Source organism: Hyalangium sp., assembly GCF_035629615.1.
Taxonomy (GTDB): Bacteria; Myxococcota; Myxococcia; order Myxococcales; family Myxococcaceae; genus Hyalangium.
In genome coordinates this window covers 1-11,300 of the sequence record NZ_DASPHO010000419.1, presented here as the reverse complement: position 1 = coordinate 11,300, position 11,300 = coordinate 1, and the positions used below count along the sequence as shown (strand labels likewise).

12 protein-coding genes are annotated in these 11,300 nt (G+C 66.6%); 4 read left to right on the top strand and 8 right to left on the bottom strand.

The genetic code is table 11. The annotated features are described in order from the left end of the window. Positions 1-162 precede the first annotated feature (162 nt). The 4 genes from VD972_RS21425 (at position 163) to VD972_RS21410 (ending at position 4,379) form a co-directional block, all read left to right on the top strand. Positions 163-582: a DUF488 domain-containing protein gene (locus VD972_RS21425; protein WP_324989857.1), complete on the top strand. Its 420-nt coding sequence runs from the start codon at positions 163-165 to the stop codon at positions 580-582. Positions 583-716: 134 nt separating this feature from the next. Continuing rightward, positions 717-2,333 carry a PAS domain S-box protein gene (locus VD972_RS21420; protein WP_324989856.1) on the top strand — a complete coding sequence of 539 codons (1,617 nt, stop codon included), beginning with the start codon at positions 717-719 and terminating at the stop codon, positions 2,331-2,333. A gap of 4 nt (positions 2,334-2,337) precedes the next feature. Beyond that, on the top strand, positions 2,338-2,802 hold the full coding sequence (locus tag VD972_RS21415) for a response regulator (protein WP_324989854.1): 465 nt from the start codon (positions 2,338-2,340) through the stop codon (positions 2,800-2,802). Continuing rightward, entirely contained in the window at positions 2,799-4,379 is a 1,581-nt protein-coding gene (locus tag VD972_RS21410; RefSeq protein WP_324989852.1) for a response regulator, read from the top strand. Before VD972_RS21415 ends, VD972_RS21410 begins: the two co-directional genes overlap by 4 nt. Here VD972_RS21410 and VD972_RS21405 read toward each other — a convergent pair. The 8 genes from VD972_RS21405 to VD972_RS21370 form a co-directional block, all read right to left on the bottom strand. After that, positions 4,332-4,991, bottom strand: a complete 660-nt coding sequence (locus tag VD972_RS21405; RefSeq protein ID WP_324989850.1) for an NTP transferase domain-containing protein — start codon at positions 4,989-4,991, stop codon at positions 4,332-4,334. The genes VD972_RS21410 and VD972_RS21405 overlap by 48 nt on opposite strands. After that, entirely contained in the window at positions 4,964-5,593 is a 630-nt protein-coding gene (locus VD972_RS21400) for an HAD family phosphatase (protein ID WP_324989848.1), read from the bottom strand. Before VD972_RS21400 ends, VD972_RS21405 begins: the two co-directional genes overlap by 28 nt. Continuing rightward, positions 5,590-6,354, bottom strand: a complete 765-nt coding sequence (locus tag VD972_RS21395; protein ID WP_324989846.1) for a class I SAM-dependent methyltransferase — start codon at positions 6,352-6,354, stop codon at positions 5,590-5,592. Before VD972_RS21395 ends, VD972_RS21400 begins: the two co-directional genes overlap by 4 nt. A 113-nt stretch (positions 6,355-6,467) precedes the next feature. Further along, positions 6,468-7,229: an aspartate/glutamate racemase family protein gene (locus VD972_RS21390; RefSeq protein WP_324989844.1), complete on the bottom strand. Its 762-nt coding sequence runs from the start codon at positions 7,227-7,229 to the stop codon at positions 6,468-6,470. After that, the gene (locus VD972_RS21385; protein ID WP_324989843.1) at positions 7,226-8,809 is read right to left on the bottom strand and encodes a CDP-glycerol glycerophosphotransferase family protein; all 1,584 of its coding nucleotides are present in this window, start codon (positions 8,807-8,809) and stop codon (positions 7,226-7,228) included. Before VD972_RS21385 ends, VD972_RS21390 begins: the two co-directional genes overlap by 4 nt. A gap of 420 nt (positions 8,810-9,229) precedes the next feature. Next, complete coding sequence (locus VD972_RS21380) at positions 9,230-9,973, bottom strand: hypothetical protein (protein ID WP_324989841.1); 744 nt, start codon at positions 9,971-9,973, stop codon at positions 9,230-9,232. A 123-nt stretch (positions 9,974-10,096) separates the two neighbouring features. Beyond that, positions 10,097-10,564 (bottom strand): ribonuclease HI, encoded by a 468-nt coding sequence (gene rnhA / locus VD972_RS21375; protein WP_324989839.1) that lies wholly within the window; start codon positions 10,562-10,564, stop codon positions 10,097-10,099. 85 nt (positions 10,565-10,649) lie between these two features. Beyond that, on the bottom strand, positions 10,650-11,105 hold the full coding sequence (locus VD972_RS21370) for a VOC family protein (RefSeq protein ID WP_324989838.1): 456 nt from the start codon (positions 11,103-11,105) through the stop codon (positions 10,650-10,652). Between the last annotated feature and the right edge of the window lie 195 nt (positions 11,106-11,300).

The window sequence follows — 11,300 nt, the reverse complement described above, 5'->3', positions numbered from 1 at the left end:
CGCACAGCACCGGCGCAGGCCCTGGTTCGTTCCAGAGCCGCCTCCCGGAGCACGCACCCGGCGGGGCCGGGCGAAGCGCTGAGTCACGGACAGTGAGGGCCCGGGGGAGCTTCTGTTCCCCCGGGTGGGAATAGCTTGCGGGCCTTCGGAAGTTGACCGGCGATGCCCATCAAGACGAAGCGCTGGGTTGTGCCCGCAGAGCCGGATGACGGCCTGCGCGTGCTGATCTGCCGTTACAGGCCGCGCGGCGTCACCAAGGCGAAGGAGACCTGGGATGTCTGGATGCGCGACCTGGCGCCCAGCCCGGAGCTCTTCGACGCCTTCTACGGCAAGGGCCAGACGCCTATCACGCTGGACGCCTACCGCGAGCGCTACATGCGCGAGATGCAGTCACAGCAGGAGAAGATCGCCGAGCTGGCCGGGCGGGTAGACAAGGGCGAGACCGTCACGCTGCTCTGCTCGAAGGACTGTATCCTCGAGCAGGCCTGCCACCGCACCCTCCTCGCGGAGCTGATCGAGGCCGCCCGGCGCGGGGGAGCTGGAGCCGTGTTGCTGGACGGACATCCCATCCCCGCGGAATAACTGGGGAAGTGCCTGTGTGTGAAGGGAGTTCACGACTATCGGTGTTCTCCGGGATCCCGTGAGCGTCGCAGAGGCCAATAGAGTTGAGAGGCTGGGTGGCTTCTTCACAGGGTCAGCCACCTGGACCAGAAGACATGAACCTCTCGTCCGCCCCGAATTCCTCCCCCAAGCGCCTCGACCAGGAGCTCTTCCAGGTTCGCCACCATGCACTGCTGCGCGCCATCCTCGACAACATCTCCGAGGGGGTCTCCATCATGGATGCCACCGGGCAGTTCGTCTATGTGAGCGCCTTTGCGCAGAAGATGTATGGGACGGGGCTGGACACAGAAACTCCGCCCGCGGAGTGGGCCCAACGCCACGGCATCTTCCGCCCGGATGGGCAGACCCCCTTCCCCCTCGAGGAGCTGCCCGTCTGGAGGGCGCTCCGGGGAGAGGAGGTCCGGGACGTGGACATGTTCATCCGGAACGCGGGCGTTCCACAGGGGGGCCACATCCGCTGCAGCTGTTTTCCCGTGCGGGATGAGCAGGGCCAGATCCTGGGCGCCATGGCGCTCACCCGGAGCATCGACAAGGAGCGCAGGATCGAGGCCGAGAAGCGCCGCACGGAGAGCTCGTTCCAGCTGCTCGTGGAGACCGCCCAGGAGGGGATCTGGACCATCGACCGCGAGTGGCGCACCACCTATGTCAATCGCTACATGGCGGACATGGTGGGCTACTCCGTCAGCGAGATGATAGGCGTGCACCTGTTCTCCTTCCTGGACGAGGAGAGCCAGCAGCACGCGCGGGCCCTGCTCGAGAAGGGAGAGCAGGCTCCCGTGGCGGAGATCCATGACCGCAAGTTCCTGCGCAAGGATGGGACGACCCTGTGGACCAGCGTCTCCACCACGCCGCTGTTCGACGAGCAGGGGCGCTACACGGGCAAGCTGGCCATGGTCACGGACATCACCCAGCGCCGTGCGGCCGAGGAGCAGGTGCGCCAGCTCAACGCGGACCTGGAGCGCCGCATCACCGAGCGCACGGCCCAGCTCGAGTTCTCCAACCGGGAGCTGGAGGCCTTCGCCTACACCGTGGCGCATGACCTGCGCACGCCGCTGCGCGGCATCGCCAGCTTCAGCGACGCGCTGGTCGAGGATTGTCCCGGACAGCTCGACGCGCTGGGCCTGGACTACCTGCGGCGCATCGTCGGCGGCGCCAAGCGCATGGCCGAGCTCATCGACGGCATCCTCGCGCTCTCTCGAGTCAACAGCACCGAGCTGGTGTTCCGCCCGGTGGATGTGTCTGCTCTGGCCAGCACCATCATGGAGCAGCTCCGGGGGCTGCAGCCCGAGCGGGCCGTGAGGGTGAGCATCCAGGAGGGGTTGGTGGAGGAGGGGGACCCGCAGCTGCTGCACATCCTGCTGGAGAACCTGCTGGGAAATGCCTGGAAGTTCACCCGGGATTGCCCGGTGGCCGAGATTGAGTTCAGCGCGACGCGCGACGCGCGGGGCGTGCGCACCTACGTGGTGCGCGACAACGGAGCAGGCTTCGACATGGCCTACAAGACGAAGCTCTTCGGCGTCTTCCAGCGGCTGCACACGCAGGCGGAGTTCGAGGGCACGGGCGTGGGACTGGCCACCGTACAGCGCATCGTCCGCCGCCACGGAGGCCGCGTCTGGGGTGAAGGTGAGCCCGCCCGCGGCGCCCGCTTCTGCTTGACGCTGAACGAGTTCCCTCGGCCTCCCGGGACCACGGCCCAGGGAGGGGGGAGCTGAGTCCATGAACGAGTTGAATGAGCGCGTCATCCTCCTGGTGGAGGACAACGCGGATGACGAGGTGCTGACGCTGCGCGCGCTGCGCAAGAGCAACATCCGCAACCCCATCGTCGTCGTCCGGGACGGTGCCTCGGCGCTCGACTATCTCTTCGCCCAAGGAGCCCATGCGGGGCGGGACCTGCGCCTCCAGCCTCAGGTGGTGCTGCTGGATCTGCACCTGCCGAAGCTGGACGGGCTGGCGGTGCTCCAGCGCATCCGCGAGGACGAGCGCACGCGGACGCTGCCCGTGGTGATGCTCACGTCCTCCAATGAGGAGAAGGATCTCATGGGCAGCTACCAGCTGGGCGTCAACAGCTATGTGCGCAAGCCCGTGGATGTCACCGCCTTCTTCGAGGCCATCCGCCAGCTTGGCATGTACTGGCTCGTCCTCAACGAGCCCGCGCCGCGCACGGGGAGGGGCTCGCCATGAGCGCCCCTGAGGTGCTTCGGCTGCTCCTCGTCGAGGACTGCGAGGACGACGCCGCGCTGCTGGTGCGCGAGCTGCGGCGGGGCGGCTACGACGTGGTCCATCAGCGCGTCGAGACGCCAGAGGCCCTCGAGTGTGCGCTCGAGGCGGGGCCCTGGGATGTCATCATCGCCGACTATGCCCTGCCCCGGTTCGACGGGCTGGCGGCCTTCTCCCGGGTCCAGCGGCGCGGGCTGGACGTGCCCTTCATCATCGTCTCGGGGACGATCGGCGAGGACACCGCCGTCGCGGCGATGAAGGCCGGGGTTCATGACTTCCTGCTCAAGGATCGGCTGGGCCGGTTGGTGCCGGCCGTGGCCAGGGAGCTGAGGGAGGCGCGTGTCCGCCAGGAGCGCCGGCAGATGCAGGAGCAGCTGCTGATGTCGGACCGAATGGCCTCGCTGGGCGTGCTCGCGGCCAGCGTCGCCCATGAGATCAACAACCCGCTGGCCTCGCTGTTGTTGGACCTGGACTTCGGGCTGCGCGAGGCGCGGACGCGGCAGGTGTCCGAGGAGGGAGTCCAGGCGCTGGAGAGCGTGCGCGACTGCGCCGAGCGCATCCGTGAGATCGTCCGCGACATCAAGATCTTCTCCCGTCCCGAGGCCCAGACGTTCGGCGCGACGGATCTGCACCGGGTGATGGACTCGTCGGTGCGCATGGCGTGGAACCACGCCTTCCACTGCGCCCGGATCGTGAAGGACTACGGAGAGGTGCCCTTCGTTCATGCCAGCGAGGCCCGGCTGGGGCAGATCACCCTCAACCTCGTCATCAACGCGGCCCAGGCGCTGCCCCCGGGCTGCAGCCAGGAGCATGAGATCCGGATCGTCACCCGGCCGGAAGGGGCGGGGTGGGTACGCATGGAGGTCCGAGATACAGGGTCCGGCATCCCCCCCGAGCTGAGGGAGCGCATCTTCGAGCCGTTCTTCACCACGAAGCCCAGCGGGGTGGGGACGGGGCTGGGGCTGGCCATCTGCCGCCGCCTCGTCAACGAGATGGGGGGGAGCATGGGGGTGGAGGAGCGGCCAGGGGGCGGCAGCGTGTTCTGGGTCCGCCTGCGCTCGGCCCAGGGTGTCACCGCCGAGCAGAGCGGTGAGACAGAGCAGAACCTCGCGCGAGGCCAGCGTGTGCTCGTCATTGACGACGAGGTGTCCGTGACCCATGCCCTCAAGCGTTCGTTGGGGGAGTGGTACGACGTGACGGCGCTCTGCCGGGCGCGGGAGGCCATGGCGCTGTTGTCCACCGGCCAGCGCTTCGACGCGATCCTCTGTGATCTGATGATGCCGGAGATGAGCGGCCCTCAGTTCCACGAGTGCCTGGTGCGGCTCGACCCGGAGCAGGCCCGGCGCATCACCTTCATGACGGGGGGCGCGTTCACCGACGAGGTGAAGTGCTTCCTGGACACGGTGCACCCCCCCTATATCGAGAAGCCTCTTCACACGGAGCAGCTCGTGAGCCTGCTGGAGCAGCGGTACGAGGGAAGACCCGCAGCGGGCCTACCCCCGTCCGTAGCCGAGCGTGTCGAAGTGGCGAATCGCCTCTGACAAGTCCCTGGGCGTGTCGATCTCGAAGCAGCGGATGGGGCAGGCCTGGAGCGGGAGCCACTTTGCCAGCTCCTCGAAGACATACTTCTCATTGGCCTCGATGGAGAGCCCGCTCAGGTACGCCAGCCCCGACCATTCATAGGGCCGCGGCGTGTGTCGCTGGAAGCCATGGAGCATCATCCCGCCGTCGAGCTCGACGAAGACGGACTCCTCGCTCTTGCTCTCCGTGACCCCGATCAAGGAGCGGCCCGGCTGCACGCGCGACAGGAAGCTCTGGAAGCTCTCTCGCTCGAGGATCAGATCTCCATCGAGGATCAGAAAGTCCTCGCGCAGATCCCTGGAGGCGAGCGAGAGGCTGTAGGAGTTGGAGGTCGTCACGTAGTCCGGGTTGCGGACGAAGATGACGTCCCGGCGCACGGAGCGCACGTGCTCCATGACGGCGCGCTCCATGAACCCGACGACGATGCGGACGTCGGGTACGCCTTCCAGCAGCTCCAGCTGGTAGTCGATCAACCGCCGGCCTTCGAGCTCGACGAGGCACTTCGGGAGGTTCAGTCCCAGGCGCGAGCCGAGCCCGGCGGCGCTTATGACAGCGTGTCTAACAGGCTGCATAGTCCCGCTTCGTGGTAGACCACATAGTCTGACAGGTGGATGAGGGTCTCGACGGGCTCATGGACCCCGCCGAAGCTGATGCCAATGTCCGCCGCCTCGAACATGGGGGCATCGTTCATCCCGTCACCCACCGCGATGACGCGATCGAACTGCGCGCGCAGGGCCTGCACGGCATCGGCCTTGTTCAGGATCTTCGCGATCCCGGTGAGACGGCCGTCGCGCACCGCGGCGACGGACGAGAAGAAGCCACACCCCAGCTCTTCCACCAGCGGCTGGACCCAGACATCCAGATTCCCCGTCACGATGAAGCACCGCTCCGCGTGCTTGCGGATGAACTCGCGGATCCTCGCGTGCAGCGGGATTCGCCGGATCACTGCGCCCACCACCTCCAAGGGGATGTCCTGGAGCAGCCGGGTCCTCAGCTTGAAGGAGCTCTCGAAGGGAATGAGCCCTCGGATGGTGGCGCTGGTCAGCGTCGCGATCTCCTCCTCGAGACCGGCCTCGATCGCGAGCCGCGGCAGGATCTCCTGGCGGGTGACCGTGCCGTCCAGGTCGAAGCAGATGGCCGTCTTCTGCGCGCGTCGCTCGAGCAGGCGCGTCACCGGGGCTCCTCCCGAGGCAGCGCACCCGTGAGCGCGGCCGACCGCTTCAAGGCAAAGAAGCGGTGGCGCGTCTCCGCCCGGTTGTGCAACTGCTTGTCGAAGATGAAGTCCGTCTCCGCCAGCACGAAGCCCGCGGGGAGCAGCAGGGTGGAGAACCACTCCCGGTACTCGCGCTCGGTCCGGTAGACGGCGTTGTAGTGCGCGCGCAGCTCCTCGGAGTAGTGGTTGACCAGGGTCAGCCTGTCCTCCAGGAGGGACACCGGCTCGCGGATGTAGACCAGGGCGTCTTCCGCCGCGAGCAGCACGATGCTCCGCAGGATGTTCTCGCAGTCCGCATCGTTCAGATAGAGGAGCAGGGCCGTCACGAGCACGACCTGAAAAGGCCCCGGGAGCGAAGGGGCCGCGCGATGCAGCTCGCACGCGTCGAGGACCTCAAAGGAGGCCCTGCCGCCGCAGTCTCCCTGGAGCCGGCGGGCGGCCTCGATGAGCTCCTTCGAGCGGTCGAAGCCGAGGTAGCGGCCACCGCTCGCCGCAATGACGGGCGCCCAGCGCCCGAGCCCACAGCCAATCTCGAGGACGTTTCCCTGCGCCAGCGCTCCCAGGAGCGGCAGGACGCGTGCTTTCTCGACCTCGTCCCTACGGGCGGCGACCGTGGGATCCTGGTCCCCGTACATGGTCGCCGTGAGGCCCGCTGCATTCTCCCCACGGGCGCGAAAGAAGTCTTCGACCTGCTTGTAATCGATCTCGATCCTTTGCTGCACAATCCGCAACGGTCACACCTTCTGAGAACTTACGCCCGGCCAACGTCTGACGAGAGTAACGGTACAGGGACGTGCCTTCAAGGACGACCGTACTCCGAGCGGGAGGAGCGGGATCAGGCCCCGCCACTCGGTAGCGCCATGCGTTCGAGGCAGGCGTCGACCAGCGCGTCCATCGTGTCCACGATCGGGATGCCCCACCGGGAGATCATGGGAGGAGTGAGTGCGAGTGAGATCTCGCAGCAGCCCAGGACGATGGCCTCCACTTGCTGCTGGAGGAGCTCCTGGATGACGGGGACGAGGTGCCTGCTCGGATGCGCCTCAGCCGAGTCTGGAAGGTGATGCTGTCCCTTCTTCACGCTGCAGATGGCCTCGGTGACGGCCTTCTGCCCCTCCGCGGAAGGGAAGAGGGGCATTATGGACAGGTTCCGCTGGAAGTAGGTCTCGAAGAGACGGACGGCGCGTGAGCCCTCCGAGCAGAGGACGCCCACGCGCCGAACGCGGGGGTGACGCTCCGCGAGCACGCGGCAGGTCTCGTCGAGTGCATCCACCCAGGGCAGCCCTATCGCCTGCTCGAGCTCTCTGCGGTGCCAGTGCGCCGTGTTGCAGGTCATGCACAGGAGCGTGGCTCCGGCGCCCGCCAGGGCCTTGCCCACGGCCGTATAGGCGGGGAGAAAGCTCTCCCCGCGTCCTTCGAGGAAGAGGCTGCGGCTGGGAGCCTGCGTGGCCTGGAACAGGATGACTTGCGGGTGGTGATGGTCCCGGAACGCGCCCTCCAAGGAGAGGCGACGCTCGAGCCGTGAGACGATCTCCGCCCCGGCCGCCACCCCTGAGCCTCCAATGATGCCGAGGATCTGCCGAGGATCGAATGTCCTCATGACGCGGCCCAGTCCTGGTGGAGGTGATCCGCAATGAACCGGCCGGAGCCACCGGCGGGGAGGAAGAGCTCCTGCTGCCGCGTCTGCTCCCGGAGCGGCATCAAGGGATCTTTCCCGCCGAAGACGACATCGCGGAGGAAGGCCTCGAGCTCGGACTCTGTGAGCGCTGTGTAGTCGTGCTGCACGAGCCGCTGTCCCGTGGGGTTCAACCCGGGCCCCTTTGGGTTCGGAGTATAGAGGAGGGGCTTGCTGGTGGGGAGGTACTCCGCCAGGAAGGACACGCCATCGGTGATCAGGGCATCCGAGGTCTGGAAGTGGCTGAAGTAGTCGCCGGTCTCCAGGAGCTGAGCATTGGGAGCCTGGGCAATCCGGGCCTTGTAGGCGAGGACTTCGCCCTCGGACATCAGCCCTGAGCGCACCAGGTTGTCAAAGAGCATGGGGTGGGGGCGAATCAGAAGGTCCAGGCCCGGGTACTCGGTGAGCAAGCGCAGGAAGACATCTCTGAAGACGAGGAAGCGGGAGTAGCCCTCGGTCTCCCGTCCTCCCTGCACCCAGCGGAAGCTCCAGTGCGGGGCCCAGATGACGCGGCGGGTTCCACTCTCCCTCGGCAGGCGCCACTGTGCCTGCGCTGGAGCGGTGGTGGCTCTCAGGTAGATGTCCAGCTTGGGCAGCCCGCTGACGATGAACTTCTCGGAGGGGTGGCCGCGAGCTTGGAACTCCTCCTTGCGGTGCTGGGACTCGAGGAAGATGCGGTAGCAGTCCCGGTAGAAGGGGAGCTCGTACTGGAGCTCTTCACTGGCTGCCAGCATGAAGCCATAGGGGACGTAGAGCACCTGGGTGAACCTGGCCAGCGCACTCGCGGAGAGCCCTGGGGGCCGCTGCTCGCAGTAGGGAGTCTGGAGGAAGACATAGTCCGGCCGGAGTGCGCGAAGCGGGACGAGCTCCGTCCGCCCATCACTGTCATAGGCCTCGAGGTAGGGCAGGCGCCGCCTGTCGAGCTCCTCGCAGAGGTTGCGGTAGTTGCGCTCCGTGGCCTCGGGGGCGGCCGCCGTCCCGTGCGGGATGGCATACAGCAGGGGCCGGCTGTGGCCTCCGTCCCGCAGGGCCTCGAAGATGGGAAGCGTGAGGTCCAGCAGGCTGGGCTCCTGGACGATGAAGGCGACCCGCGCCTTTCGGTCCTCGTCCACCAGGCTGTCGCGCAGGCCCCAGCTCAGGAGCCCGCGGAGCCTGGCCTCCACCCGCTCGAGAAGGCTGCGGTGGCCTTTTTCCAGCTCCGTCAGCCGCTCCCGGAAGTCGAATGAGCGGGTGTGCTCACTCCACGCCGAGCTGAGGGACTCGAGCCGCAGGGAGAGCTCGCTCAGCCGCGGGCCGAGCTCCTCGAGGCGCGCGGACTGAGCCTGGGCCTGTGTGTCGGCGCGTGCGGAGAGGCTGTCCAGAGACCGGCGCAAGTGCGCCTGCTCCTGCCGGAGCGCCTGGAGCTCCTGGGTGAGTGCCTCGATTCCCAGGAGCCGCTGCAGCCGCTTTGCGGCCAACAGGGGGGACGCCTTCAGCACGTTCTGGAGGGAGCGCGGGAATCTCAAGAAGCGACCTCGGGAGTCCTCAAAAAAGGTGAGCCCGACCAGGGTATCCTCCTGGCCGGGCTCGGGGTGCTGCCATTTGGTGAGGCCTACACGTTTAAGTCTGCCGCTGAGCTTGAGACCCCGCGCTCTGCGATTGAGCTACCGCCTCGCAAGGAAGAAGAAGAGGCGGACCGGAATTGCACCGGTATCTCGGGGTTGGGTGCGACAGACAGTCGATTAGGCCTACGACAGCGGATGCTGAGTCTGGAGTGAGAGTCTGAATCTGGGGGTGCTTCACGGGCTTCTCCGCCTGCCTCTACCGTTGGGCTACCCCGTCGCAAGTGGCGGGGGCAGGACTCGAACCTGCACTCTTCAGCGAAAAAGGGATCCGCTCGGCATCAGTTTGAGGTTCAGTTTGAGCTTGCACTCCAAGCTTTCCGGTCAGCGGTTTCGCTCACCGAACAGGTAGCCGAAGACGACTTCTCCGGCTTTCATTTCTTCGACCTCGGCGTTGTTGGCCTCCTCGCGGGCGAACTTCACGGCCTGCTGCAGCTTCTCCACGCGCTCGAGCATGTCCTGGATGCGTGAGGCGGGCAAGGCACCGGAGAACTTCACGGTCTTCCAGTAACCGACGACGATGTCCTCGTAGTACACGTCCACCTGGGCGGGGTGCTTGTCGGTGGCCTCGGCCTTGATGTGGTTGCGGGGAACCTTCTTCGTCTTGGCCGTCTGGACGGGCTCGGTGGCCCAGAGCCCCTGGGCGGCATCCGCGACCCACGTCTCGCTGGGGTCCAGCGCAGGCAGCTTCTTGACGAAGGTCTGCATGTCCACCAGCTGCTTCTCCAGGAAGAGAAGGTAGGTCGCGGGCACGTTCTTGAGGAGGACCTTCCCGTCGACGACGACGTCCGCCTTGGCCCGGCAGTTGGTCACGTCTTTGGTGGCGGTGACATCGAAGAGGCGAGTGAGGATCTCCTGCGTCTTCTTGAGCATCTCCTCCGCGCGCATCTGAACGCGGGTGGACTCAGGTGGGAACTTCTCCCCCTCCTCGTCCTTGGGCTGGTAGGTGCGGGAGATGCCCGCCAGCAGCTGGGGCTTCTGCAACGCGTGGTGCGCGTCGCTCAGCTCCTGGTGCGAGCGGCTCTTGATGCCTTTTTCGACGGCGATGATCTGATTCAGCTTGGCCATGAAGGTGTGTCCCAGTGCGTGTAGGTCTCGAGGCAGGCGACGGGCGCCGTGCCTTCCGCCTGACGGAGCCTACTTGAGAGGGCCTCGTGGAGGCAGGCGCGAATAGCGGATCCGCGCGACGGTTCAGCGGCCCAGCGTCGCCGCCAGCGCCAGCCGGGCCGCCACGGCGAGTGCGTCCGCTCGCTCGTTCTCTGCGTGCCCGGAGTGTCCTCGCACCCAGTTCCAGCTCACCTGGTGGGCTCGCGACTGCTCGAGCAGCGCCTGCCACAGGTCCGCGTTCTGCACGGGCTGCTTGCTGGAGGTCTTCCACCCCGTGCGCTGCCACCTGTCCAGCCACTTCTCCTCGAAGGCGTTGCGCACGTACTGCGAATCCGTGAAGAGCTGCACCTGACAGGGCGTCTTCAGCGCCCGCAGCGCCATCAGCGCCGCCGTCAGCTCCATGCGGTTGTTGGTGGTGTCCGGCTCGGCGCCGCTCAGCTCCTTGCGCACGTTGCCGTGCGCCGGAGAGATGAGGATGGAGCCCCAACCCCCCACGCCAGGGTTCGGGGAGCAGGCGCCGTCGCAGTAGATGTGGACCAGGGGCAGCGTCATGGATGCACGGTGGCTCCATCCAGGAGTGGGGCGCCTCGCGCCGCCCGCGTGTGACGCAGGCAGCACGTCTACGGGGGGCGCGCTCCTACTTCGGCGGACGCTGCGAGAGCGCCGCCTTCATGCGCTTCTTCATCTCCGCTGGGGGCACGTCCTCGATATGGCTGCTGATGGCCCACTTCTGGCCGAACGGATCCGCCAGGAGCCCATACCGATCTCCCCAGAACGAGTTATCGAGCGGCATGATGACCTGCGCGCCCGCAGCCACCGCCTTCTTCCACGCTTTGTCCGCATTCTCCACGTACAGGTGAAGGGCGCTGGAGCCCGGCGCACTGTCCATCATGGGATCAGAGACGAAGACATGGGCGTCTCCAATCTGGACATCCGCGTGCATCACCTTGCCGTCAGGAGCCAGAATCTTCCCCAACACCTTTGCGCCGAAGGCCTTCTTGTAGAAGGCCAGCGCCGCCTGGGCGTCCTGGAGCGAGAGATGCGGCGTGACAGTAGTGAAGCCCTTTGGAACAGGACGAACCTTCTTCGGCATGGAGCTCTCCTGGCTAGCGGGTGGGGCGATATCAAGAATCAAGGTGCTCGGTCTGAGCAAGGCTTTTGTCGAGATGCATGACGGCATTCCGGAGGAGACCGGGCGCCCGCGCGGGTAGCTCGGCAGAGTGGCCCCTGTCCCTCCACGACCTTTCGCTAGGAGCGGGCGAGGCTCAGAGGGCGGGGGGCTCCGCTT

Bases quoted from the DNA above. Each gene is read 5' to 3' on its own strand.
- VD972_RS21425 (WP_324989857.1), top strand. From the start codon at position 163: ATGCCCATCAAGACGAAGCGCTGGGTTGTGCCCGCAGAGCCGGATGAC.
- VD972_RS21420 (WP_324989856.1), top strand. From the start codon at position 717: ATGAACCTCTCGTCCGCCCCGAATTCCTCCCCCAAGCGCCTCGACCAG.
- VD972_RS21415 (WP_324989854.1), top strand. From the start codon at position 2,338: ATGAACGAGTTGAATGAGCGCGTCATCCTCCTGGTGGAGGACAACGCG.
- VD972_RS21410 (WP_324989852.1), top strand. From the start codon at position 2,799: ATGAGCGCCCCTGAGGTGCTTCGGCTGCTCCTCGTCGAGGACTGCGAG.
- VD972_RS21405 (WP_324989850.1), bottom strand. From the start codon at position 4,991: ATGCAGCCTGTTAGACACGCTGTCATAAGCGCCGCCGGGCTCGGCTCG.
- VD972_RS21390 (WP_324989844.1), bottom strand. From the start codon at position 7,229: ATGAGGACATTCGATCCTCGGCAGATCCTCGGCATCATTGGAGGCTCA.
- VD972_RS21380 (WP_324989841.1), bottom strand. From the start codon at position 9,973: ATGGCCAAGCTGAATCAGATCATCGCCGTCGAAAAAGGCATCAAGAGC.
- rnhA (WP_324989839.1), bottom strand. From the start codon at position 10,564: ATGACGCTGCCCCTGGTCCACATCTACTGCGACGGCGCCTGCTCCCCG.
- VD972_RS21370 (WP_324989838.1), bottom strand. From the start codon at position 11,105: ATGCCGAAGAAGGTTCGTCCTGTTCCAAAGGGCTTCACTACTGTCACG.